A 21,903-nucleotide genomic window follows, 5' to 3' on the forward strand; every position below is an offset into this window, starting at 1 on the left:
CGGTGGTTTACGAGACTTGGCCGTCCGATGGTGGTTCGCCGGTGCGCTGGAGCGAGGCGAATTCGGCTGCTCGGCTGGCCGGTCTGCGGACGCACGGGGTGATCGGGTGAGCGCTGCGCAGGCCGTGAGCGAGAGCGCTCACCCGATGACGCGGGAGACAGCGGCGGATCGGCGGGCTCGGTTGAACTTCGTGGAACTCGCGGGGTCGTTGGCCGAGAAGCATGGGGTGTGTCGTCGTCCGATTCCGATGCTGGCCGTCACCGATGAGGGCGAGGCGAAATACGTTGGTGCGCCGTGTAAGTCGACGTTGGAGTGCGTGTGCCCGGGGTGTGCCACACGTGCTCTGCGGCTGCGGCAACAGCAGGCCCATGAGGGCTGGCACATCGAGGAGGAACCCGTGATCGAGAAGAACGAACCGACCGAGCATCAGGCCGATCTGCTGGCCTCGCGGGCGGTGTTGGCCGAGGAGTACGCCAAGGCCCGTGACGCCGAGGACGACGAGGCCATGGACGCGATAGCCGAGGTCGTTGACGGCCTGGACGAGGAGCTGCGCGGGTCCGGTATCCGGGGCAAGTTCCCGCCGTTGGAGGCCAAGCCGCGGCTTGCTCGGAAGCGTTCGACGCGTCGTCGCCAGGAGCAACCGGACCTGCCACGCAAGAAGGTTGAGAAGACCACGGTGGGGCGGGTGTATGCGGGCAAGTACCGGCCCTCGATGTTCCTGACCCTCACCCTGCCCTCCTACGGCCGTGTGGGCTCCGATGGTGCCCCGGTCGACCCGGCCACCTACGACTACCGGCAGGCCGCGCGCGACATCATCCACTTCGCGGCGCTCTATGACCGGTTCGTGCAGAACTACCGTCGTGCCTCCGGGCGCGATATCCAGTACTTCGCCACGGTCGAACCGCAACGGCGGGGTGCTCCGCATGTGCACATGGGTGTGCGTGGCACCGACCCGAAAGCACTCATTCGGCAGATCGCTGCCGCGACCTATCACCAGGTGTGGTGGCCGCACTTCGACCAGGAGGTCTACTCCATGGACCGGATGCCGTTCTGGGACTACGCGGCCGGCCGATTCGTGGACCCGGACGCCATTGACCCGGATTCCGGTGAGCGGGTGCCGGTGCCGACATGGGCTGAGGCCCTGGACGCCATGGACGCGGTCGATGACCTGGAACCTGCGCACGTGATCCGCTTCGGTGTCCAGATCGACGCCAAGGGCATCCTGGGCGGCACCGAGGAAGCCTCCCGCCATATCGGCTACCTGACCAAGTACCTGACCAAGTCCATCGGTGACGTGATCGAACCGACCTCCCAAGCGGCGGCTGATCACTACGACCGGTTGCATGCCGAGCTGGCGCTCACTCCGTGCTCGCCCACCTGCGGGATCTGGTTCCGCTACGGCATCGTCCCCAAGGGCGCGAAGGCCAAGACCATTCCGGGTGTGTGCAAGGGCAAGGCGCACCGCCGTTCGACCCTGGGCCTGCGTGGTCGCCGGGTGCTGGTGTCGCGCAAGTGGACCGGTAAGGACCTCGCCGACCATCGGGCCGACCGCACCGAGTTCGTTCGGCAAATGCTGGAAGGGGTCGGCATCGTGCGTGCCGAAGCGCAGGGCGCGACGGTGACCAAGGTCGAACCGGGTGACCCGAACTGCCCGCCGGTTGAGCACCTGATCATGGCGTTGGTGTCGCAGAAGATCACCCAGCGCGCCGAGTACACCATGGCGCAACTCGCAGCGGCGGAAGATCCGGTTCCACGCGAAATCGTTGAGCCGCAACATGATTCAGCAATTCAGGACGTAGCGTAGGAGTAACGGCAATGAGTGAAGATGAGACGTTCCTTCGGGCGAAGGACTGCGAAGCGCTGACCGGGATTCCGGAAGCCACGTGGCGCTGGTGGGCTCATGTCGGGCGCGGGCCCGCCAGCTTCAAACTGGGTGCGCGCCGCCGTGTCTGGCGGAAGTCGGTCGTGTTGGCGTGGATCGCGGAGCAGGAAGCGAGCGCAGCCCTCGGTGATGCCGCATGACCGGGGCTCGCCGGAATCGTCGTGCGAGCGTTGAAGATCTGTGGACCAAGGACGAACGGCAGCCGGACGGCACGGTGCTGCGGGTACCGTCCAAGCTCGATGGCAAGGGAAAGCGTTGGCGCGCAAGGTATGTCGATGACAGTGGCATCGAGCACAGCATGCGATTCGTCCGGAAAGCGGATGCGAAAACGTGGCTCGATGCGCAGGTCGCGACGCTGGTACAAGGCACTCACGTTGCGCCGCGTGACTCACAGCAGACTGTTGAGCAGTGGGCGACCGAATGGCTGAAGGGCTACGCGAACCATCGTGAAACCACTGTCGAGTTGGCGTCCTGGCACGTCAAGAAGATCAACGCGGGGCTCGGGTCGATGCAGCTGGCGGCGGTTCGGCCCTCCACGGTGAAGAAGTGGATGGTGGCCCTCAAGGCTGAAGGTTTGGCGGACAGCTACGTCTATAGCCTGCATTCGCGGCTGGCGCAGATTCTCGGTGACGCGATGCACGATGGGCTGCTGGCACGCAACCCATGTTCGCGCAGGACCTCACCGAACACCGGACAGCAGAAGGTCTATGTGGCGACGCCGGAACAGGTCTGGGCGTTGCATGACGCGATGCCTGCGCACCTTCGAGTTGCGGTGCTGCTCGGCTCGTTCGTGGGCCTGCGCATCTCGGAGGCGGCCGGCCTTCGGACCGACGATGTCGACTTCGGCAACTGCATCGTGCATCCTCGCGTCCAGTGGCCTGCGCGGGACCTCAAGACCGAATCGAGTACCAAGTCGGTGCCGGTGCCTCCGGAACTCGTTGCGATGCTTGAAGAGTCGGCAAAGGCATTTCCCGGCAAGAACTTGGTGTGCGATGTGTTCGGCAAGCCGGTCTCGCCGTGGGTCATCGCGTGGAACTTACGGGCGGCGAAAGCGAAGGTTCCCGGCCTGCCTGAGGAGTTCAGCTTTCAGGACTTCCGCCACTTCTATGCCTCTCTGCTGATCCGTCGTGGTGCTGACATCAAGGCGGTGCAAGCCCGTCTCCGGCACGGAAGCGCGATCACTACTCTGCGCTACTACGCACACTTGTGGCCGGACGCGGACGAGACAACACGCCTCGCGGTCGGTGCCGCTATCCGTGAGTGGCCTGGTTCCACTGCGTACTCACTGCGTACCGAGGCAGACGAGTCGGCGACACAAGACGACGAAGGCGAACCGAACGCGCAGGTAGAAGGTGTTTAGTTGAGTCCGGCGTAGGAGTGCAGGCCGCTGATCACCATGTTGATGATGAAGAGGTTGAAGAGCATTGCTATGAAACCGGCTACGTTGATCCAGGCGGCCTTGGTGTCGCGCCAGCCGGAGGTGGCGCGGGCGTGCAGGTAGGCGGCGTAGAGGACCCAGGCGATGAAGGAGCAGGTTTCCTTGGGGTCCCAGCCCCAGAAGCGGCCCCAAGCGGCCTCGGCCCAGATGGCGCCGAGGATGACGCCGGCGCCGAAGAGGGGGAAGCCGATGATGGTGGCCTTGTAGGCGAGGCGGTCGAGGGTGCGGGCGTCGGGCAGGCGGCGCGCGATCAGGCCGAGGATGGTGCCCGACTCCGCGCCTTCGGGCTGACGCAGGCGGTAGAGGAACAGCAGGCTGGAGACGCCGGCGAAGAGGAAGACGCCGCTGCCGATGCTGACGATGGTGACGTGGATGGGCAGCCAGAACGACTTCAGCGCGGGCACCACGGGGGCGGCATCGGCGTAGAGGATGGTGCCCGCGAGGAACAGCAGGATGAGCACCGGCACGAGCAGGAAGACCCACATGGCGCGGTACTTCTGCTCGCGCAGGAACAGCGCGCCCATCAGCACCGCGGCGGCGGTGGCCATGGTGACGAACTCGTACATGTTGCCGAGCGGGAAGCGGTGGGTGGCGAAGCCGCGCAGCACGATCGAGCCGATGTGCAGCACGATCGCCACGACCAGGACCGAGAACGCCATGTTGCCGAGCCGCTCGGACAGCGACTTCGCCGGCGGCCCTACCACCCGGCCGGGCAGCGCGGGATCGCTGGGACCACCGACCGAGACGAGTTCGCGCTCCGCGACCTGACGGCTGCGCGCGGTGGCGTACTGCCAGATCAGCAGCACGAGCACCAGCGCGTAGACCACGATCGCGGTCTTGAACGAGAAATCGCTGTAGCGCGCGATGGTCTCGTTGATCGGCATCTCTACTCTCCCGTGGTCTTCGTGTCGGCCGCCGAGCCGGGCCGCACGTCGAGCAGGCGCGCGCGTAGCCGGTCGAACTCGGTGCCCCAGCCCGCCTGATCGGTCCGAGCCAGCCCGCCCATTTCTACTACGGTGCGTCGTTGGTCAACGGTACCGGCTGCGTTCTCGGCGGGGTAGACCCGGACCCAGATCCGGCGCCGCTTGATCAGCAGCGACACCAGCAGGCCGAGCATCATGGTCACCGCGCTCACCAGCACCCACTGCTGGGCCGGATCGTGCGAGACCTGCAGGTTGGCGAATTCTTGTGCGCCGTCGAAGGTCACCTTGGTGCCGTTGGGCAGGCTGGTCGACTCGCCGGGGCGCAGGTTCACCCTGGCCTCCTTGCTCAGTCGCCCCTGCTTGACCTGCTCGGGGTCCAGCGCGAACAGCGACTGCGGCTTGCCGGTGTCGAGGCCGGTGTCGCCGCGATAGATGTCGACGGCGACGGCCGGATCCTTCATCGTGGGGAACGACGAGGTCAGCAGGCTGCCGTGGAACAGCGCGGTCGGCGCGAACAGCCCCTCGATGGCGATCTGGTTCTTCCGGCGCTCCTCGTCGGTGGCGTACATGCCGCCGGGCGGGTCGATGCGCAACACGCCGCTGGACAGGAAGGTCCGCGCGTCCTCGGGCCGCCACTGCAATGTCTCGGTGCGGGTCTGCCCGTTCGGGAAGGTGACGGTGAAGGTCGGGGCGTAGCCGTGGCCCTGCAGATAGATCCGGTCGCCGGCCACGCGCAGCGGATGGTTCACCTGGATCCGGGTCGAGCGCCAGGTGTTGCTCTGCAGATCGGCGCCGGACTGATATTCGATGTTCGAGGTGAACATCTCGGCCTGACCGTTCTCCAGGTAATCGCCCTTGAAGTCCTTGACCCGCACGCAGATCGGCGCCATACCGGTGCCGTCGTTGACGTTGCCCGCCTTGAACGAGTCGAAGACCGCGGGCGAGGTGGTGCAGAAGCCGGGGCCGTCGTTCGCGATGACGATGACGTTGCCCTCGTAGCCGAACAGCTTGCCGACCGCGATGGCGACCAGCAGACAGACCAGGGCGAGGTGGAAGACGAGGTTGCCGAGCTCGCGGGTGTAGCCCTTCTCCGCGGCGAGGGTGATCTCGCCGTCGCGGTCGCCCGGCCGGACCTCGGTTCGCCAGCCGCGCAGCTCTTTCCGCACGCCCGCGATCACCTCGCCGGGCGTCTGCTCGGCGCTGCCGGTGTAGTGGTGCGGCAGCCGGGTGAGATTGCGCGGCGCCCGCACGGGCGGGGTGCGCAGGGCGCGGTAGTGATCGAGGCAGCGCGGCAGGATGCAGCCGACCAACGAAATGAACAGCAGCACATAGATGGCGGTGAACCAGAAGCTGCCGAACACGTCGAACAGCTCGAACCGGTCCATCCACGGGCCGAGCGTGGGCCGGTTCTGGATGTACTGGTCGACCTTCTGCGCGTTCAGGCTGCGCTGCGGCAGCAGGGCGCCGGGGATCGCGCCCAGCGCGAGCAGGAACAGCAGCACCAGCGCGGTGCGCATGCTGGTGAGGCCGCGCCAGGTGTTGCGGACGAAGGCCCAGGCTTTGCCGAACGGCGATTGCCGCGGTGGCCGCGCCGGTGCGGTCATCGGCTTTTCGGGCCCACCCGTCGCCCGACCGCCACCCCGCATCGAATCAATGCTGTTGATACTCATATCGGCAGCGTCACCTCGGACACGAACCCGTCACGCACCCAGCCGACGAACTGGTCCCACACCCCCGTGACCAGCGCGATGCCGACCGCGACGAGCAGCAGGCCGCCGATGATCTGAATGGTGCGCGAGTTGCGGCGCAGCCAGCCGACGCCGCGCAGCGCGCCGGCCGACCCGAACGCCAGGATGACGAACGGCAGGCCGAGTCCCAGGCAGTAGGCGACGATGAGCGCGACCCCGCGCGCCGCGGTGGTGCCGTCGGTGCCCGCGGCGACCGCCATCACGCCGGACAGCGTTGGCCCGAGGCAGGGCGTCCAGCCGAGCGCGAACACCCCGCCGAGCAGCGGCGCGCCCGCGATGCTGGTCAGCCTGCGCGGTTCCATCCTGGTGTCGCGCTGCAGCGCCGGGATCAGGCCGATGAAGACCAGGCCCATCAGGATGGTGACCACGCCGCCGATGCGTTGCAGCAGTTCACGATTCACGTTCAGGGTCTGGATGACGCCGAAAACCGTTGCGGTGGCGAGCACGAACACGACGGTGAACCCGGCGACGAACAATCCCGCCGCGCCGGCCACCCGCATCCGCCCGGCTCGCGCGGCCTGCTTCGCCGACGCGACGGCAACCGAATTCGGTTGCGCCCCTTGGGCTTGCGCGACAGTGGCGGGCGGCGCCTCCGCGCCGACCAGCCCGGCGAGGTAGGACAGATAACCCGGCACCAACGGCACCACGCACGGCGAGGCGAAGGACACCAGCCCGGCGAGCAGGCAGGCGCCCAGCGCGAGCAGCAACGGTCCGGTGGCGGCGGTCTGCTGGAACGAATCCCCTACGGCGGCCAGCACCATCACGCGGCCACCGCGATCACGCGGGGATTCACACGCCCTCCCCCTCCGGCGTCTCCGCGGCCGGGTCGGTGTCGCCGCGCAGCACGACGCGCTGTTCCGTGGTCTCGCCCGCCGGGTCGAACAGCACGCCGAAGTCGAGCAGCGAGTCCGCCGCGACGCTGCGTGGCACGGTGGCTATGCCCTTCCATCGGTCGTCCACGGCCCAGGCGCCGCCGATTCGGCGGGCGCCCTGCCGGGGGCGACAGGCACGCAGGCTACGGGTACGACGATCGCGATTCACTGTGCTTCCTCCGAGGCGATTTTTTGAACAATCGGTTGCAGATCGTCGGCCAGCAGGGGGCGCAGGTACACCGCGGCGACGCGGTGCTGACGATCCAGGATCAGGGTGGTGGGAATGACACTGGTCGGGAAATTCCCACCGAGGGCGAGCAGGGTGCGCATGGACGGGTCGTAGATGGACGGATATTCGACCTTGTTGTCTACGACGAAGTCCTGCGCCTTGTCCTGCTGCGGGTCACGGACGTTGATGCCGAGAAAGGCGACGCCGTTGTCTTTCGTTGCCGCATAAACCTTTTCGAGCGCGGGCGACTCCGCGCGGCAAGGTCCGCACCACTGCCCCCACAGGTTGATTACCACGACTTTGCCCGGGTAATCCTCCACCGAGGTGGTTTTCCCCTTGGTCATCAGATCCGGTCCGGACAGCTTGCCGATGGTGCCGCGCGCGCTCGGCGGATCGTAGAAGATCTCGGTTTTGCCGCCGGGCGAGACGAATTCGAAGGTGCCGCCGGAGGCCACCGCGTCGCTACCGCCCGAACAGCCGGCCAGCGCGGCGACCAGGCCGGCACAGGCGAGCAGAACGGCGGCGGCCCGCCTGGCCGAAAAGGCAGGCGGGGCAACGGACGCGGTGCGGTGGATCATGCGCCGTGTACCGAGGGGTCCGAACCGCCGGCGGGCTCGGAGTACACGATGTCCACGAGCGTGTCGCCGTGGTAGACCAGCGAGGTCAGCGACGCGAGCGAGCACTGCCGCTGGCGCGGGTCGTGCCAGAGCCGCTGGCCCTGCAGGAACCGGCGCAGGGTCCAGACCGGCAGCTGATGCGACACCAGCACGGCCTCGCGCCCGGCCGCCTCGACCCGTGCCTTGTTCACCGCGGCCAGCATCCGGTGCGCGATCTGCAGGTACGGCTCGCCCCAGGACGGAGTGAACGGGTCGCGCAGCTTCCACCAGTGCCGCGGCTTGCGCAGCGCGCCGTCGCCGACGGAAACCCGCAGGCCCTCGAAGGTGTTACCGGCCTCGATCAGGTTCTCGTCCGTGCGCACGATCAGCTGATGCTGGGCCGCAATCGGTTCCGCGGTTTCCTGAGCCCGCTGCAGGGGCGAGGCGATGACCACGGCGATGTCGTGATCGGCCAGCGATCGCGCGACCGCGCCGGCCTGCGAGCGGCCGGTCACCGATAGGCTGAAGCCGGGGAGCCTGCCGTAGAGGATCCCGTTCGGGTTGTGCACCTCGCCGTGGCGCAGCACGTGCACGATCGTCTCCACCGGGTCACCGTCCTGCGCCGGCTTCGGCTTCGACTCCGACACCATTGCCGCACCGGCGTTTTCATCGACTGCGGGAATCTGCTCGGCCGGGCCCGACGCGGCGGCGGCGAACTGCGCGCCCGCGTCGATGACGGCGGAATCGGTGGCGGGCTGCGCTAGCTCGCGCGGGTCGGCCTCGGGCTGATCGTGATCGGAGCTCACGCGCGGGATCCTTCGGGAGTGGCGGCCGCGGCCGCGTGTGCGGCGGCGGGCAAGGCGGCGGCGATGCGGTCGAACGCGTCCTCGTCGAGTGCCGCGGAGACGAACCAGGTCTCGAACGCGCTCGGCGGCGCGTACACGCCGCCGTCGAGCAGGGCATGGAAGAACGCGGGGTAGCGCCAGGTCTGGCTGGCCTTGGCGGTGGCGTAGTCGGTGACCGGGCGTTCGGCGAAGAACACGCTCACCATATTGCCTGCGAACTGAACCTGGTGCTCGACGCCTGCGGCACTGAGCGTTTCGCCGAACAGCGCGCCGAGACGCTGCGCGTTGCGGTCCAGCGCGGCGTACACCGCGTCGTCGGCCGCCCGCAGCGTGGCCAGGCCCGCGGCGACCGCCACCGGGTTACCGGAGAGCGTTCCGGCCTGGTAGACCGGGCCGAGCGGGGCCAGGTGATTCATGATCTCGGTGCGGCCGCCGAACGCGGCGGCGGGCAGCCCGCCGCTCATCACCTTGCCGAACGTGTACAGATCCGCGGTGACGCCCGCGTGACCGAACCAGCCCGCGCGACTCACCCGGAAGCCGGTCATCACCTCGTCCATGATGAGCAGCGCCCCGTGGTCTGCGGTCAGCGCGCGCAGACCCTCGTTGAACCCGGGCAGCGGCGCCACCGTGCCCATGTTGCCCGCGGCGGCCTCGGTGATCACGCAGGCGATCGAGTCCGGATGCGCGGCGAACACGGCGGCGACGGCCTCGAGGTCGTTGTAGGGCAGGACGATCGTGTCGGCCGCCTGCGCGCCGGTGACGCCCGGCGAGGTCGGCAGCCCGAGAGTTGCCACGCCGGAGCCCGCGTCGGCCAGCAGCGCGTCGACGTGGCCGTGATAGCAGCCGGAAAACTTGATGATCTTGGCCCGGCCGGTGTAGCCGCGGGCCAGCCGCACCGCGCTCATGGTGGCCTCGGTGCCCGAGTTCACCAGGCGCACCCGCTCGACCGGAGCGACGCGTTCGATGATGGCCTCGGCCAGTTCGATCTCCGCCTCGGTGGGCGCGCCGAAGGACAGGCCGCCGACCGCGGCGCGCTGCACCGCGTCGACCACCGCGGGATGCGCGTGGCCGAGAATCATCGGTCCCCAGGAGCAGACCAGGTCGACGTACTCATTGCCGTCGGCGTCGACGAGGGTGTAGCCGTGGGCGGACGCGATGAATCGCGGTGTCCCGCCGACGGAGTTGAAGGCCCGCACCGGGGAGTTGACACCCCCGGGGATGGCCGAACAAGCCCGGTCGAAGAGCTGAGCGGAAACCGGCACCGATGCGCTGGTCACGCGCGGAGAAGAACTCACGACCTCCAGTGTCTCAGCCCCGCTGAAACGGTTCGACGACAGGGTGTAGTGGGGGTGATCCACACCGCAACACGCCGGGACGCTGTTTACGCCGTATTTGATCGCCACGAGATTGCCGATGCGTAATCTCGGGCGTCACCATTCATCTGCCCCGGAGGATTTCTATGCGGTTTGCCATGGTCAGTGCTGCTGTTTCCACCGCGCTCGTCGGTGCGGCCGTCGCGTTCGGCGCGGGCCCGGCCGCCGCGGTGGAACCGGTCGCGCAGCCCGACCGGATCGGCCTGCAACTGAGTCATGAGGAGACCCAGACGATCGCCGACGGGCCGATCCCGGCCATTGTCACCATGTTCGTGCCGCTCAACCGGATCGGCGTCGGCCTGAAGGCGGACACCGGGATCTACAAGGACGAGAACGGCGGCGTGCACGCGTCGCTGCGGCAGGCGATCATGGAAGCGGCCAATCATTCCGACGGAACGATCACCCTCTTCGTCAATGCCCCTGGCACCCGCAACGGCCGCGTGCTCGACATGTATCAGAACTGGAGCTGAGCCGGGCTCAGCTGTACATGCACGGCGCCTGGGCCGAAATGGTGTGCAGATAGCACATGAACGCGTTGTACGGCCCCGCGGAACCGGAGTCGGGGACCAGCACCGGCGCGTCGACCTGGCCGGTCGATACGTCGACCGCGCCCGCGGGCTCGAGCGGAAGTCCGGGGTTCGCGCCCGCCGGCGCGGCGCCGATCCCGATCGCGGCGGATATCGCCAGTGCGGCACAGACTTTCACAGCAAGCCGGTTCATCAATCCCTATTCCTTGGTCGGCACACGAATACGGCCGAAATACTAACGGCCGCAGAGGTAATCCTGACAACGCACGGACGGCCGCGAGCAGCCCGCCCGGCGCCCCTGCACGCTAGTCGATGCCGGCCCGAACCTGCTCCGCAACAACCGATTTCTAGGTGATGCCGATGCACCACAGGGCGAACCCGGTGGTCACCAGGCAGGCCAGCGGGGCGGGTAGCGCGTGCAGCAGCGGCGACGGTGGTGTCTGCACCAGAACGGGCGTCACCGTGGGTGGCGCCGGGGAAACCTCGGCGGGCGCGGCGACCGCCGGGGCCACCGTTGCCGCGCCGATCATGCCGACGGCTGCGGCACCGAGGAGCGTCCGCTGGAGGGTGACTGTCGGTTTCATGGGTCCGATATTCCCGCGATGGGCGGACCGAAACGGGCGCTGCGTCAGCGATCTCGGCGCACGCGCACGACGCGGCCGGCCGCGTCGATGGCGCACAGACCCGCGATCGCGACCAGGACCGCGGCGAGCAGCAGCCACGGCGTGACGTAGCGGGTCGCGACGAATTCCGGCGCCTGGCCGATAGCGGCGAAGGTGGTCTTCTGGATGCCCTGCTGCCAGCTCAGCACCGCGGCGACGAGCCCGAGCACCACCACGCCGAATTCGGTGGCGGCCACCGTGATCGATCCCCTCATCGGTCGACTCCGTTCTCGCTGTGCCGGTCCTCGGTCCGGGTCTCCGGCTCGTCCGCGGCTGCTGGTTCCGGCGGTTGGCCGATGGCCGTGGTCAATTCGGCGCGCAGGGTGCGATGGTCTTTCGCCCACGCCTGCACCAGGCTGCCGCCGGTCAGGCGCAAGCCGATGCCGGTGCGGCGGCGGGGTACGCCGCTCAGTTCGCCGAGCGCGCGGGCTTGTTCCCAGTCCTCGTCGTCCCAGGCGTCTTCGTCGCGTTCGGGCAGGACTGCGTCGATCGAGCTGAGCGGGAGGGTTTCGGTGCCTTCACGCAGCGTGTCGGCGGTGAGTTCGACGCTGACGTGGCGTCGGCCCGCGATCACTTGCAGCACAACGAACATGGCGATCAGCGAGCCGCAGAACAGCAGCGCGAACCAGTGCACGGAACTACCGGTGGCCAGTTCCACCACGAAGATGATCAAGCACAGAATGGGGCCGTAGGCGACGGTGCGCCAGCGGGCACCGGGCTCGGCGAAGAGGATGCCGGACTCGTCCGGCCGCTCGCTCACGCGACGCCCATGGCGTCGCGAATCGGCAAGGCGGAGCGCGGAATCAGCGAGTGAGACCGGGCAACAGCAACACGGCGACGGTGACGACGCCGAACAGGATCAGCAGGCTCAACACGGCCAATTCCCGCCGAATGCTCTGCGGCTGTTGGATCACCACTCGCATTGATGCCTCCGATTCCCCGGAGCCATTCGACGAGTTCCCGCACGCGAGGTGTGACAACGTCTGACAAGCAACTACCGGTTCCCATGTCCACTGTGACAACCCTCACGATACATGCCTGCGTTGCCCCGACAAATTCGGGCACCAACCGTTCACCGCCGGCTCACCTGGAAATAAGCGGTCGATTCCGGCCGGTGCGACAGGTAGATCGCGCCGCCCGCGAGCACCGCCTGCACGATCGCGGCGCCGCCGGCGAGCAGTGAGGCGGTGCCGGTCACCGAGCCGAACGCGAACAGCGCGCCGACGCCGATCACCACCAGCCACACCCCCGCGATGGTCAGCATGGTGCGCGCCCATAGCTTGCCGCGGGCGAACTGATGCACGATCAGCAGTGCGAGCGCGGCGACGCCGAGCCCGATGAACACCACGACGACGTAGACCAGCGCGACCATCAGCTCGGCGCTGGCCAGGGTGACCTGCGGGTCCTTTTCCCTGGCCTGGTCGAAGACCTGCTTGGCGAAGGTGTGCCGCTGTGGCAGCGCCGCCACCATCGACGCGATCAGCTGCACCACGCCGAATCCGATCACGCCCCACCACAATTGCCGCGCGGTGCCGACGTCCACCGGCATCGGCGCGGGTGCGGGCGCGGCGCCGATCGGTCCCGGCAGGTTCGTCACGACAACCAGTGTGCGGCTTCGGTCGCCCAGTAGGTGAGCACGAAATCCGCACCCGCCCGCCGGATGCCCATGAGCGATTCGAGAATGGCGCCGCGGCGATCGATCCAGCCGCGCTCGGCGGCCGCGGTGATCATCGAGTACTCACCGGAGATCTGATACGCCGCGACCGGGACCGGCGAGCGGTCCGCGACGTCGCGCAGGATGTCCAGGTAGGACATGGCCGGCTTCACCATCACGATGTCCGCGCCCTCGGCCAGGTCCAGCTCGAGTTCGCGGATCGCCTCGCGGCGGTTCGCCGGGTCCTGCTGATAGGTGCGCCGGTCACCCTCCAGCGACGAGGCGACGGCCTCGCGGAACGGGCCGTAGAACGCCGAGGCGTACTTGGCCGCGTAGGCCAGGATGCCGGTGTCGGTGCGGCCGACCGCGTCCAGGCCGCGCCGGATCGCGCCGACCTGGCCGTCCATCATGCCGCTGGTGCCGAGCAGGTCCGCGCCGGAGGCGGCCTGGGCCAGCGCCATCTCGACGTAGCGGTGCAGGGTGGCGTCGTTGTCCACCGAGCCGTCGGCGGCGAGCACGCCGCAGTGGCCGTGATCGGTGAATTCGTCGAGACAGGTGTCGGCCATGATCACGGTCGACTCGCCGACCTCGTCGGCCAGCGCGCGCAGGCCGCGGTTGAGGATGCCGTCCGGGTCGCTGGCCTGGCTGCCGGTGGCGTCCTTGTCCTCGTGGCGGGGCACGCCGAAGAGCATCAGGCCGCCGACGCCCGCGGTCACCGCCTCGACGGCCGCCTTGCGTAGCGAATCCATCGAATGCTGGTAGACGCCGGGCATCGAGCTGATCTCCCGCGCCTCGTCCAAGCCGTCGGCCACGAACATCGGCAACACCAATTGCCGTGGCTCGAGCGTGGTTTCGGCTACGAGACGACGCAATGCGGGGGTACGGCGCAACCGCCGCGGGCGGTCCAATCCGGTCATAACCGCACGATACGCCCGGCGCCGGAGGCTGTCGCGAGCGCCCGCCGCCTGGCCGGCGGGGTGCTTCGGCGCCGCCGCGACGGAGCTGGACGTTTTCGCCGCGCCACCGGCCCGGCATGCACACAACGCGCGGATCGACCCTGGATCGCAGGTAACGGTGTGCGAAATCACACCTGTCGCGCAGGCCGATGGCGCATACTCCGACAGGAGGGCGAGACCCCCTGGGGGACAGCATGACCGAACCGCACACCGAAATTTCGCTGGCCCGAGCCGCCGACTTCGAGTCGTGGATCGCGGTACTGCTTTCGGACTGGTGGCCGGTGCTCACCGGCGGACTCACGGCACCGGCGACGACGCTGCGCGCGTGGCGGGCCGCCGACGGCAGCGGGCAGATCTTCCGCGTCGAGTTCATCGCGCGGCAACTGGCCGAGCCGGAGCTGATGACGGTGGCCCGGCGCGCCTTCGACGATCTGGGCATGACGCCGGACGAGCGCGAGCTGACCCAGAGCCTGGGCCGCCATCTGGTCGGGCACACCGAGGACGCCACCGTGCAGCTGCGTTTCTCCGACACCGCGCACACGATCTTCCTGCGGCTGCAGAGCAGGCCGTGCCAGGTCTCGGTGGCCGCGGGGCGGCAACTGAGCGCGATGCCGGACGCGACGCTGCCGTTCCCGAACACCGCGACCGGGCCGATGGACATCCGGGTCGCGCGCAACAGCGCCCGGCATCTGCTCGCTCAGCACAGCGCGCGCTTCGCCGTTCCGGTCGATCCGTTCCAGCTCGGCCCGCAGGGCCACGTCTCCGATGTCGGCTGGGCGTTCGTTTTTCCGTGGTCGACCACGTCCTGGTACACCGACGGCACCGCACCGGCCCTTTCGCCGGGTACCAAGGGACCGATCGTGGTCGTGAAGGACACTGGGGACACCTGGTTGCTCGACAGCCTGAGCAGCTACGAATCACAACTCGCCGAATACGCCGACACCCACGGCTATCGGCACGGCACACCCGACCCGGCGTGAAAGGCCCGCGATGATCCGCTGTGATGCCCCATGACGCAGCCTGCCCCGGGTGCCCGCCGGCTGTCCGACGGGCGCCTGTTGATTCCGTGGCAGGGCAAGCAGCCGGACGGGACCATCGCCAACGGGATGATCGAGATCGGGCCCGAGGACGAGCGGTTCGCCGAATGGAGCGCGTCGATCGCCAGCCGGGAACGCGGTGAGCTGCCCGACGACGATCATCCGGTGGATCCGTTCGGCCTGCAATTGTTCCGCGACCCGCGCCCGGATCCCGCGCCGACCGCGCACGAGCGCAGGCGTGCCACGCTGCGCGCGATCGCCGAGCGCGGGGACCTCGGCGCAATGGAGCAGCTCGCCCATCTGCTGCGGGACGCGCACGAGTTGACCGAGGCCGAGCACTGGTTCCGCACGGCCGCCGAGCGCGGCAGTGCGAGCGCGATGGCCGATCTCGGCCTGCTGCTCGGCACGCACGGGCGGATCGCCGACGCGGTCCACTGGCTGGAATCCGCGATCGCCGCGGGCTGTGCGGGTGCGGACCTGCAACTCGGACTGCTGCATCTGGAGCGCGGCAACATCGATGCGGCCGAACGCTGGTTGCGCCCCGCCGCCGACGCGGGATCGCCGGAAGCGTTGTGCAACATGGGCGTTGTCGCCAATCGGCGGGGTAGCAACGACGAGGCCGAGGCGTGGTACGAACGCGCGGCCGAAGCCGGAAATCCCACGGCCATGCGAACTCTGGGCCTCTACATGGCCCGGCGCGGCGATACCGGACGAGCCGTCGAGCTGCTCACCGAAGCGGTCCGCCGCGGCCGCACCGACGCCATGGCGATCCTCGGCTCCCTGCACCTCGATCACGGCAATACCGAGGCGGGCGAGCACTGGCTGCGCCGCGGAGCCGAGGCAGGCGACCCCGACTCGATGTTCCACCTGGCCCTGTTCCTGCGCGAACAAGATGCCCTCCCGCTCGCCGGCGACCTCTCCGAACCCGGCATCCTGCGCGCCGCCGCCGCCATCGCCACCGGCCGCACCCCGGCCCAGCAGGAAGCCAGACACCTACTGGAACGAGCCGCCGCCCTAGGCCATCCGCAGTCACTCAAACTGCTGCACGACATTTGAGCATCACGGTCGCCGAACCCCTTGCTGCCAGGGGTTTTTGTCGGTGGGGGTTGGTATGATCGAAACAGTGTTCGAGGGGATTCGCCGAATCCCCGATCGCAACGGGAGGGAAGCCTGTGCCCGCGACGAAGACCGTCCTCATCGATCGTCCCTACACTCCGCTGGAGAAGCAGCGGCTGCCCGCGGGGCGCCCGCGGTCGTGGTATGTGCGCCACAATCGGAAACTCAAGGCGATGCGGCTGACCATCGCGCTGCTGGACTCGGGGGTGTACAACCCGAGTGCGGCGAACAACAAGTGCATCCGGCACACCGCCGAGGTGATCGGCATCCGCCCGCCGTCCGATCTCACCTGCACGATGGTGCGGACGCTGCTGCGAAAGCGGTACTGAGGCAACGAGATAAAGGCAGGGGCCGATGGCGGACGCCGTCGGCCCCTGGTCGTAATGTGCGCTAAACGGTGCAGATGCTGCCGACTCCGCCGGACATCGTCTTGAGCAGGCAGACGAACCCGCGCGCGACCGCGGGCAAACCCTGCACCGAACCGGTCGAACTACCCGTCGACCCATCGATGTAGGCGGGCGCGGCGGTCGGCGCGGGCGCCGCGAAAGCCGAAGCGCTGCCGGATAATACGATGGCCAGGGTGGCGAAGGTTGCCGCACCGACGTGCACTATCGATCGTTTCATGAAAACCAGCTCTCTCTTGTGATCGCGCTAACACGCCAGGCCAAACTAGCCGCGACCCCGAGAGGTGAGATGCCCATAGTTCCATGGGCACGGTCGTCGATGTGACACGAAATCCATTGCCGCACAGCCGATATCGATACAACCTCGATACCGTGAACGAAATGCACACTGCCCGTACCGAACTCGGTACGGGCAGTGTGGCCGAACGCGATCAGCGGCTGCGGCGGCTCTTCTTCCGCGGCGGCGGCAGCAGCCCCTCGGCGCGCAGCCGGGCCGCGTGCTCGGCCAGCGCCTCGACCAGCGGGCCGACCTGCGCCACCTCGGGCTGCACATCGACGCGCAGACCGAATTCGATGGCCGTCTCGGCGGTCTTCGGGCCGATGCACGCGACGATGGTGCGCGCGTGCGGCTTACCCGCGATGCCGACCAGGTTGCGCACCGTGGAGGACGAGGTGAACAGCACCGCGTCGAAACCGCCGGTCTTGATCATCTCGCGGGTCTCGGCCGGCGGCGGCGAGGCGCGCACCGTGCGGTACGCGGTGACGTCGTCGATCTCCCAGCCGCGGTCGCGCAGGCCCTCGGCCAGCGTCTCGGTGGCGATGTCGGCGCGCGGCAGCAGGACCCGATTGACCGGATCGAAAACGTCGTCGTAGGGCGGGAAGTCGGCGAGCAGGCCCTCGGAGGACTGTTCCCCGCTGGGCACCAGCTCGGGGTTGATGCCGAACGAGCGGACCCGGTCCGCGGTGGCCTCGCCGACGCAGGCGATCTTCACGCCGGAGAAAGCCCGTGCGTCCAAACCGAACTCGGCGAACTTCTCCCACACCGCGCGCACCGCGTTGGTCGAGGTGAACACCACCCACTGGTAGCGGCCGTCGACCAGACCCTTGACCGCGCGCTCCATCTGCGCGGGACTGCGCGGCGGCTCGACCGCGATCGTCGGCACCTCCATCGGGATGGCGCCGTGCGTGACCAGCCGCTCGCTCATCTCGCCCGCCTGGTCCTTGGTGCGCGGCACCAGCACGGTCCAGCCGTACAGCGCGCGCGACTCCCACCAGGACATCTTCGAGCGCGACGCGACCACCTTGCCGATGGTCACCACCAGCGGGCCGACCAGCTCGGAGGCAGCGCTGTTCAACGTGGCCAGGGTGGCCTCGATGGTGCGCTGCTGGCGGGTGGTGCCGCGCACGGTCACCGCGACCGGGGTCTGCGGCGCCATGCCGTGTTCGACCAGGGCGCTCGCGGTCTCGGCCAGGTGCCCGGAGGTGGCGTGCAGCACCAGCGGTCCGGGGGCGGCGGCCAGCGCGGCCCAGTCGACCTCGCCGCGCACGTCGGCCTCGGTATGCCCGGAGCCCAGCGCGATGCCCGCGTAGCTCGGCACGGCCGAACCGTTGGGCAGGCCGGGCAGCACCTCGAACACCATGTGCGAGCGGGTCACCGCATTGACCTCGGCGATCACCGAGTCGGTGGTCAACGGGTCGCCGGCGACGACGCGGACCACGTCGTGGCCGTTACGGGCCTCGGCGATCAGCGTCTTGGCCACCTCGGCGGGCTCGCCGAGGGCCGGGCGCACGTCCACCGGACGCTCCCCGTCCTCGCCGGGCTCGACCGCGGTCCCGATCAGGGCGAGCACACCCTTGTCGACATCGGGATCGGTGAACGCCAGCGTCGCGCGGCCGATCACCTCACGGGCGCGCACGGTGAGCAACGCCGGGTCGCCAGGACCTGACCCGACAAAAAGGATCCGACCTGGCTGCTTCTTGGTAGCTCGACCGCTCATGCCTCCACCTCGCTGGCGCTCGGTTCCGTCATGCGCGGTGCGCACTGTGTCATGAATCGCTCGCTGCGCTCGCTCATTGGCTGTTCTCCATTGGGCTGGGTTGGGTGAAGTCTGTGGCGGGCGCGTTCACCGCCTGGGTGTTCGAACCGGCTTCCGGTTCGGGGCCGCTGGGCCCTGGTTCGACGACGCTGAGTAGTTCGCGCGCGCCCATGTCGAGGAGCTCGCGGGCCAGGGCCCGGCCGAGCCGGTCCGCCTCGGCCGGCGCACCGACGATCGAGGCCCGGACCACATCGGACCCGTCGACGGCCGCGGCGCAACCGCGCAGCGAGAGCTCGTCGAAGATCCGGCCGTCCTCGTCGATCGACTCGACCACCTCGGCGAGCGCGCCGATCGGCGCGGTGCAGCCCGCCTCGAGCTCGGCGAGCAGCGCCCGCTCCGCGCTGATCGACGCGCGCGTCGCGGCGTCGTCCAGCGCGCCGAGCACCTCGATGAGTTCGGCGTCCCCGCTGCGGCATTCGACGGCCAGCGCACCCTGGCCCGGCGCCGGGAGCATCTGCACCGGTTCCAAGGCCTCGGTCACCGCGTCGAGCCGATCGATTCTGGCCAGGCCGGCTCTGGCGACCACGACCGCGTCGAGATCGCCGTCGCTGACCTTGCGCAGCCGGGTGTCCAGGTTGCCGCGCAGCGGGACGATGTCCAGGCCGAGGCCGAGCGCGCGCAGCTGGGAGGCGCGGCGCGGGGCCGAGGTGCCGACCTTGGCCCCGGCGGGTAGTTCGCCGAGCACCAGTCCGTCGCGGGCGACCAGCGCGTCGCGCGGGTCCTGCCGGGGCGGGATGGCCGCGATGGTGAAGCGCGGGTCCTGCGCGGTCGGCAGGTCCTTATAGGAGTGCACCGCGATGTCGATGCTGCCCGCGGCCAGTTCGTCGCGCAGCGCGGAGGTGAAGACGCCGACCCCGATCTGCTGCACGGGCTCGGAGGACAGATCGCCGAGGGTCTTGACCACCACCAGCTCGGCCTCGTGGCCCGCCGCGACCAGCGCGTCGCGGATGGTGCCCGACTGGGTGAGCGCGAGCAGGCTGCCGCGCGTGCCGATCCGCCACGGCGCGCGCGTGCTGCCTGCCGTCACGTTGTCCTCTTCCTGCGCGAGTGTCATGCCCGCACCTCGGGGGTGCGGATCGCGGCCGTACCGTTCCTGGGCGCCGTCATGCCGGCTGCCCCTGTTCGTCGCCCTGCTGGCTCGCGGTGAAGTCGTCGACCAGGGCGATGTCGGCGTCGGTGAGCAGCATGCCCGCGTGGTCGCCGATCGCGCTGATCTCCATCGGGGTGGCCACCGCCTGCGCCGCACCCGGTTTCAGCTCGAACAGCTCGCGCAGCGCCTCGGCGTAGCTGTCGCCGCCCGGGGTGGACGCTAGCTGCTTGACCCGCACCGTCGGCGCGTGCAGCAGCTTGTCCACCACCCGGCGCACCGTGCGGGCCACCTCGTCGCGCTCCGGATCGGCCAGGCTGGGCAGCCGCGAATCCAGCCGCAGCAGTTCGGCTTCGACCACCTCGGCGGCGCGCTGGCGCAGCGCGGCCACGGTCGGGGTGACCTCGGCCATCCGCTGGCCGGTCAGGTATTTGGCCAGCTCGTCGGCGACGATCGCGCGGGCGGCGGCGGTGTCGTCGGCGGCCGCGCCCGCCGCGGGGTCGCGCTGCAGGGTCTCGATGTCGATGACCGTCACGCCGGGCAATCCGGCGACGGCGTGCTCGACGTCACGGGGCAGGCCGAGGTCGCAGAACACCAATGGCCGTTCGGCGGAGGCGGATTCGACGCCGCGCTCGCGCTCGGTCAGCGCGCGGTGGGTGTCGGCCAGGGTCACCACGTTGCCGACGGCGCCGGTACAGGTGATGACCACGTCGGCCGCGGCCATCGCCTCGGGGAGCCGGGACAGTTCCAGCGCCTCGGCGGCCACGCCGTAGGTGCCCGCGGTCTCGGCCAGCCGCGCGGCCCGGCCGATGGTGCGGTTCACCACGATGATCCGGTCGACGCCCGCCCGCGCGAGATGCGCCACCGCGAGGCTGCCCATGGCGCCGGCGCCGACCACGGCGGCGGTCCGCCCGGCCAGCGCGCTGGGTGATCCGGCGGCGGCCCCCGCCGCTGCCGCCCCGAGCACCTGCTGCGCCCGATCCAGCGCGACGGACACGACCGACGCTCCGGCACGGTCGATCCCGGTCTCCGAGTGCACCCGCTTGCCGACCCGCAGCGCGTGCTGGGCCAGCTCGTGCAGGGTCCGCCCGACCGCCTGCTGCGCGTCGGCGGAGGCGTACGCGCCGCGGATCTGGCTGAGCACCTGCTGCTCGCCGATCACCATCGAGTCCAGCCCGCTGGCCACCGCGAACAGGTGCTCGGCGGCAGCCTCGCTGTAGCGCACGTAGGCGTGCTTGGTCAGGTCCGGCAGCGGCAGCCCGGAATGCTTGGTGAGCAGGTCGCCGACCTCGGCGAGACCGCCGTGGAAGGCATCGACTACGGCGTAGACCTCGACCCGGTTGCAGGTCGAGACGATCATCGCCTCGGAGACGTGGCTCGAGGTGAGCATGCGGTCGATCAGCTTGGGCCGGTCGGCATCGGCGATGGCCACCTTCTCCAGCACCGAGACCGGTGCGCTCCGGTGCGAGATCCCGACCAAAAGAACACTCATGGAATAACCACCGATCCCTTGCTGCTTGGCTCCGTTGCCGGGTGCGAGGACGCCGTATGCGCGGCCGCCGAATGCTTGAGGGCCTGATGCACGGCCGAGGTGTGCGCGGTGGGCGCGCGGTGGCTGATCCGGCTGGGCCGCACCACCTCCGGCGTCTTGGCCGGGGATGCGTTGTCCGCGTTGCGCACTCGCTCGAACGACAGCATCTGCAGCTCGACCGCGAGGTCCACCCGGCGCAGCTCGACCGTGCTCGGCGCGATCAGTTCGACCGGCGCGAAGCTCAGGATCGATTGCAGCCCGGCCGCGACCAGCCGGTCGCAGGCGTCCTGCGCGGCGTCGTCGGGCACGGTGATGACCGCGATGGTCGGATCGAGCGCGGCGACCGCCTCGGCCAGTCCGGCGACGTCGCGCACCACCAACCCGGCGACCGGAAGGCCGATCACCTCGGGGTGGTTGTCGAAGATGCCGACCACGGTGAAGCCACGCCGCTGGAATCCGCCGTAACCGACCAGGGCCCGGCCGAGATTCCCGGCGCCGACGAGCACCACGCGGTGTCCCTGCGACAGGCCGAGCACATCCTCGATCCTTGTCCTCAGCCTGGCTACGTCATAGCCGACACCCCGTACGCCATTGGGTCCGAGGAAGGAAAGGTCCTTGCGCAACTTCGCCGAATTGACACCCGCCGCGACAGCGAGTTCCTCACTCGATACGATGGCAACACCCTCGTCGGCCAACGTGGCGAGGACCCGGAGATAGGTCGCCAGACGCGCGACGGTGGCCTGCGGAATATCTTTTTGCAGAGCCCTGCCGGAGACGCCGCTCGGCGCCTCATGCTGCTCTGTCACGTCGTCGGCTCCTCGTTCCGGCCCGATCGGGTTCCGGTTCGTCGCTGGACCTCTGGCCCGGGACGGTCCGGTGCCATGGTCGAAGTGTCGCTGATGCTGGGTGTCTGTACGCGGTGGGCCC

Annotated in this window: 25 protein-coding genes; 7 read left to right on the top strand and 18 right to left on the bottom strand. The window is 69.1% G+C overall.

The features are described from left to right. Positions 1-145: 145 nt before the first annotated feature. From ACFYO1_RS20915 to ACFYO1_RS20925, 3 genes are read left to right on the top strand one after another with little or no spacing between them, the layout of a single operon-like run. A complete protein-coding gene (locus ACFYO1_RS20915) occupies positions 146-1,804 on the top strand; it encodes a replication initiator (protein ID WP_387233311.1) in 1,659 nt (552 codons plus the stop codon). Positions 1,805-1,815: 11 nt separating this feature from the next. Next, a complete protein-coding gene (locus tag ACFYO1_RS20920) occupies positions 1,816-2,022 on the top strand; it encodes a helix-turn-helix transcriptional regulator (protein ID WP_387233314.1) in 207 nt (68 codons plus the stop codon). Next, positions 2,019-3,242: a tyrosine-type recombinase/integrase gene (locus tag ACFYO1_RS20925; RefSeq protein WP_387233317.1), complete on the top strand. Its 1,224-nt coding sequence runs from the start codon at positions 2,019-2,021 to the stop codon at positions 3,240-3,242. The genes ACFYO1_RS20920 and ACFYO1_RS20925 overlap by 4 nt, the downstream gene beginning before the upstream one ends. Here the strand turns inward: ACFYO1_RS20925 and ccsB are convergent. From ccsB to hemL, 7 genes are all read right to left on the bottom strand, one after another. Continuing rightward, positions 3,239-4,204 (bottom strand): c-type cytochrome biogenesis protein CcsB, encoded by a 966-nt coding sequence (gene ccsB / locus ACFYO1_RS20930; protein WP_387233320.1) that lies wholly within the window; start codon positions 4,202-4,204, stop codon positions 3,239-3,241. The genes ACFYO1_RS20925 and ccsB overlap by 4 nt on opposite strands. 2 nt (positions 4,205-4,206) lie before the next feature. Then, the gene (locus ACFYO1_RS20935) at positions 4,207-5,847 is read right to left on the bottom strand and encodes a cytochrome c biogenesis protein ResB (RefSeq protein ID WP_387235262.1); all 1,641 of its coding nucleotides are present in this window, start codon (positions 5,845-5,847) and stop codon (positions 4,207-4,209) included. 62 nt (positions 5,848-5,909) lie between these two features. After that, positions 5,910-6,752 carry a cytochrome c biogenesis CcdA family protein gene (locus tag ACFYO1_RS20940; RefSeq protein WP_387235264.1) on the bottom strand — a complete coding sequence of 281 codons (843 nt, stop codon included), beginning with the start codon at positions 6,750-6,752 and terminating at the stop codon, positions 5,910-5,912. Between the two features lie 28 nt (positions 6,753-6,780). Beyond that, entirely contained in the window at positions 6,781-7,032 is a 252-nt protein-coding gene (locus ACFYO1_RS20945; RefSeq protein WP_387233323.1) for a hypothetical protein, read from the bottom strand. Then, complete coding sequence (locus ACFYO1_RS20950; protein WP_387233326.1) at positions 7,029-7,670, bottom strand: TlpA disulfide reductase family protein; 642 nt, start codon at positions 7,668-7,670, stop codon at positions 7,029-7,031. Before ACFYO1_RS20950 ends, ACFYO1_RS20945 begins: the two co-directional genes overlap by 4 nt. Next, positions 7,667-8,338, bottom strand: a complete 672-nt coding sequence (locus tag ACFYO1_RS20955; protein ID WP_387235267.1) for a histidine phosphatase family protein — start codon at positions 8,336-8,338, stop codon at positions 7,667-7,669. Before ACFYO1_RS20955 ends, ACFYO1_RS20950 begins: the two co-directional genes overlap by 4 nt. Positions 8,339-8,490: 152 nt before the next feature. Next, complete coding sequence (gene hemL / locus ACFYO1_RS20960; RefSeq protein ID WP_387233329.1) at positions 8,491-9,828, bottom strand: glutamate-1-semialdehyde 2,1-aminomutase; 1,338 nt, start codon at positions 9,826-9,828, stop codon at positions 8,491-8,493. 164 nt (positions 9,829-9,992) lie between these two features. Between hemL and ACFYO1_RS20965 the strand changes: the two genes are divergently transcribed. Further along, positions 9,993-10,376 (top strand): hypothetical protein, encoded by a 384-nt coding sequence (locus tag ACFYO1_RS20965; protein WP_387233332.1) that lies wholly within the window; start codon positions 9,993-9,995, stop codon positions 10,374-10,376. 7 nt (positions 10,377-10,383) lie between these two features. Here ACFYO1_RS20965 and ACFYO1_RS20970 read toward each other — a convergent pair whose 3' ends face one another. The 6 genes from ACFYO1_RS20970 to hemB all read right to left on the bottom strand — a co-directional run bounded on the left by ACFYO1_RS20970 (position 10,384) and on the right by hemB (position 13,666). Further along, positions 10,384-10,626, bottom strand: coding sequence for a hypothetical protein (locus ACFYO1_RS20970; RefSeq protein WP_378723273.1), 243 nt, complete (start codon positions 10,624-10,626; stop codon positions 10,384-10,386). Positions 10,627-10,780: 154 nt separating this feature from the next. Further along, positions 10,781-11,017: a hypothetical protein gene (locus tag ACFYO1_RS20975; protein ID WP_387233336.1), complete on the bottom strand. Its 237-nt coding sequence runs from the start codon at positions 11,015-11,017 to the stop codon at positions 10,781-10,783. Between the two features lie 44 nt (positions 11,018-11,061). Continuing rightward, positions 11,062-11,310, bottom strand: a complete 249-nt coding sequence (locus ACFYO1_RS20980; RefSeq protein ID WP_387233339.1) for a hypothetical protein — start codon at positions 11,308-11,310, stop codon at positions 11,062-11,064. Then, a complete protein-coding gene (locus ACFYO1_RS20985) occupies positions 11,307-11,855 on the bottom strand; it encodes a hypothetical protein (RefSeq protein WP_387233342.1) in 549 nt (182 codons plus the stop codon). Before ACFYO1_RS20985 ends, ACFYO1_RS20980 begins: the two co-directional genes overlap by 4 nt. A 312-nt stretch (positions 11,856-12,167) precedes the next feature. After that, positions 12,168-12,692 (bottom strand): hypothetical protein, encoded by a 525-nt coding sequence (locus tag ACFYO1_RS20990; protein ID WP_387233344.1) that lies wholly within the window; start codon positions 12,690-12,692, stop codon positions 12,168-12,170. After that, positions 12,689-13,666, bottom strand: coding sequence for a porphobilinogen synthase (gene hemB / locus ACFYO1_RS20995; RefSeq protein WP_150399819.1), 978 nt, complete (start codon positions 13,664-13,666; stop codon positions 12,689-12,691). The genes ACFYO1_RS20990 and hemB overlap by 4 nt, the downstream gene beginning before the upstream one ends. 233 nt (positions 13,667-13,899) lie before the next feature. Here hemB and ACFYO1_RS21000 point away from each other — a divergent pair, with 233 nt between their 5' ends. The 3 genes from ACFYO1_RS21000 to ACFYO1_RS21010 all read left to right on the top strand — a co-directional run bounded on the left by ACFYO1_RS21000 (position 13,900) and on the right by ACFYO1_RS21010 (position 16,187). Continuing rightward, a complete protein-coding gene (locus ACFYO1_RS21000; RefSeq protein ID WP_387233348.1) occupies positions 13,900-14,685 on the top strand; it encodes a hypothetical protein in 786 nt (261 codons plus the stop codon). 30 nt (positions 14,686-14,715) lie between these two features. Continuing rightward, the gene (locus ACFYO1_RS21005; protein WP_387233351.1) at positions 14,716-15,798 is read left to right on the top strand and encodes a tetratricopeptide repeat protein; all 1,083 of its coding nucleotides are present in this window, start codon (positions 14,716-14,718) and stop codon (positions 15,796-15,798) included. Between the two features lie 116 nt (positions 15,799-15,914). After that, complete coding sequence (locus tag ACFYO1_RS21010; RefSeq protein ID WP_378723263.1) at positions 15,915-16,187, top strand: hypothetical protein; 273 nt, start codon at positions 15,915-15,917, stop codon at positions 16,185-16,187. 61 nt (positions 16,188-16,248) lie between these two features. Here ACFYO1_RS21010 and ACFYO1_RS21015 read toward each other — a convergent pair whose 3' ends face one another. The 5 genes from ACFYO1_RS21015 to ACFYO1_RS21035 all read right to left on the bottom strand — a co-directional run bounded on the left by ACFYO1_RS21015 (position 16,249) and on the right by ACFYO1_RS21035 (position 21,782). Further along, entirely contained in the window at positions 16,249-16,482 is a 234-nt protein-coding gene (locus tag ACFYO1_RS21015) for a hypothetical protein (RefSeq protein ID WP_387233356.1), read from the bottom strand. 211 nt (positions 16,483-16,693) lie between these two features. Beyond that, positions 16,694-18,259, bottom strand: coding sequence for a bifunctional uroporphyrinogen-III C-methyltransferase/uroporphyrinogen-III synthase (locus ACFYO1_RS21020; protein WP_357385440.1), 1,566 nt, complete (start codon positions 18,257-18,259; stop codon positions 16,694-16,696). A gap of 73 nt (positions 18,260-18,332) precedes the next feature. After that, positions 18,333-19,412 carry a hydroxymethylbilane synthase gene (hemC, locus tag ACFYO1_RS21025; RefSeq protein WP_387233359.1) on the bottom strand — a complete coding sequence of 360 codons (1,080 nt, stop codon included), beginning with the start codon at positions 19,410-19,412 and terminating at the stop codon, positions 18,333-18,335. Between the two features lie 49 nt (positions 19,413-19,461). Further along, positions 19,462-20,937 (bottom strand): glutamyl-tRNA reductase, encoded by a 1,476-nt coding sequence (locus ACFYO1_RS21030; RefSeq protein WP_387233362.1) that lies wholly within the window; start codon positions 20,935-20,937, stop codon positions 19,462-19,464. Continuing rightward, positions 20,934-21,782: a redox-sensing transcriptional repressor Rex gene (locus ACFYO1_RS21035; protein WP_387233365.1), complete on the bottom strand. Its 849-nt coding sequence runs from the start codon at positions 21,780-21,782 to the stop codon at positions 20,934-20,936. Before ACFYO1_RS21035 ends, ACFYO1_RS21030 begins: the two co-directional genes overlap by 4 nt. Positions 21,783-21,903 lie beyond the last annotated feature (121 nt).

Origin of the sequence: Nocardia sp. NPDC006044 (assembly GCF_042871115.1) — a bacterium.
GTDB lineage: Bacteria > Actinomycetota > Actinomycetes > Mycobacteriales > Mycobacteriaceae > Nocardia.

Excerpts from the sequence above, each read along its gene's own strand:
- ACFYO1_RS20915 (WP_387233311.1), top strand. The coding sequence starts at position 146 with ATGACGCGGGAGACAGCGGCGGATCGGCGGGCTCGGTTGAACTTCGTG.
- ACFYO1_RS20920 (WP_387233314.1), top strand. The coding sequence starts at position 1,816 with ATGAGTGAAGATGAGACGTTCCTTCGGGCGAAGGACTGCGAAGCGCTG.
- ACFYO1_RS20925 (WP_387233317.1), top strand. The coding sequence starts at position 2,019 with ATGACCGGGGCTCGCCGGAATCGTCGTGCGAGCGTTGAAGATCTGTGG.
- ccsB (WP_387233320.1), bottom strand. The coding sequence starts at position 4,204 with ATGCCGATCAACGAGACCATCGCGCGCTACAGCGATTTCTCGTTCAAG.
- ACFYO1_RS20935 (WP_387235262.1), bottom strand. The coding sequence starts at position 5,847 with ATGACCGCACCGGCGCGGCCACCGCGGCAATCGCCGTTCGGCAAAGCC.
- ACFYO1_RS20940 (WP_387235264.1), bottom strand. The coding sequence starts at position 6,752 with ATGGTGCTGGCCGCCGTAGGGGATTCGTTCCAGCAGACCGCCGCCACC.
- ACFYO1_RS20950 (WP_387233326.1), bottom strand. The coding sequence starts at position 7,670 with ATGATCCACCGCACCGCGTCCGTTGCCCCGCCTGCCTTTTCGGCCAGG.
- ACFYO1_RS20955 (WP_387235267.1), bottom strand. The coding sequence starts at position 8,338 with ATGGTGTCGGAGTCGAAGCCGAAGCCGGCGCAGGACGGTGACCCGGTG.
- ACFYO1_RS20965 (WP_387233332.1), top strand. The coding sequence starts at position 9,993 with ATGCGGTTTGCCATGGTCAGTGCTGCTGTTTCCACCGCGCTCGTCGGT.
- ACFYO1_RS20970 (WP_378723273.1), bottom strand. The coding sequence starts at position 10,626 with ATGAACCGGCTTGCTGTGAAAGTCTGTGCCGCACTGGCGATATCCGCC.
- ACFYO1_RS20975 (WP_387233336.1), bottom strand. The coding sequence starts at position 11,017 with ATGAAACCGACAGTCACCCTCCAGCGGACGCTCCTCGGTGCCGCAGCC.
- ACFYO1_RS20980 (WP_387233339.1), bottom strand. The coding sequence starts at position 11,310 with ATGAGGGGATCGATCACGGTGGCCGCCACCGAATTCGGCGTGGTGGTG.
- hemB (WP_150399819.1), bottom strand. The coding sequence starts at position 13,666 with ATGACCGGATTGGACCGCCCGCGGCGGTTGCGCCGTACCCCCGCATTG.
- ACFYO1_RS21000 (WP_387233348.1), top strand. The coding sequence starts at position 13,900 with ATGACCGAACCGCACACCGAAATTTCGCTGGCCCGAGCCGCCGACTTC.
- ACFYO1_RS21005 (WP_387233351.1), top strand. The coding sequence starts at position 14,716 with ATGACGCAGCCTGCCCCGGGTGCCCGCCGGCTGTCCGACGGGCGCCTG.
- ACFYO1_RS21015 (WP_387233356.1), bottom strand. The coding sequence starts at position 16,482 with ATGAAACGATCGATAGTGCACGTCGGTGCGGCAACCTTCGCCACCCTG.
- ACFYO1_RS21020 (WP_357385440.1), bottom strand. The coding sequence starts at position 18,259 with ATGAGCGGTCGAGCTACCAAGAAGCAGCCAGGTCGGATCCTTTTTGTC.
- hemC (WP_387233359.1), bottom strand. The coding sequence starts at position 19,412 with ATGACACTCGCGCAGGAAGAGGACAACGTGACGGCAGGCAGCACGCGC.
- ACFYO1_RS21030 (WP_387233362.1), bottom strand. The coding sequence starts at position 20,937 with ATGAGTGTTCTTTTGGTCGGGATCTCGCACCGGAGCGCACCGGTCTCG.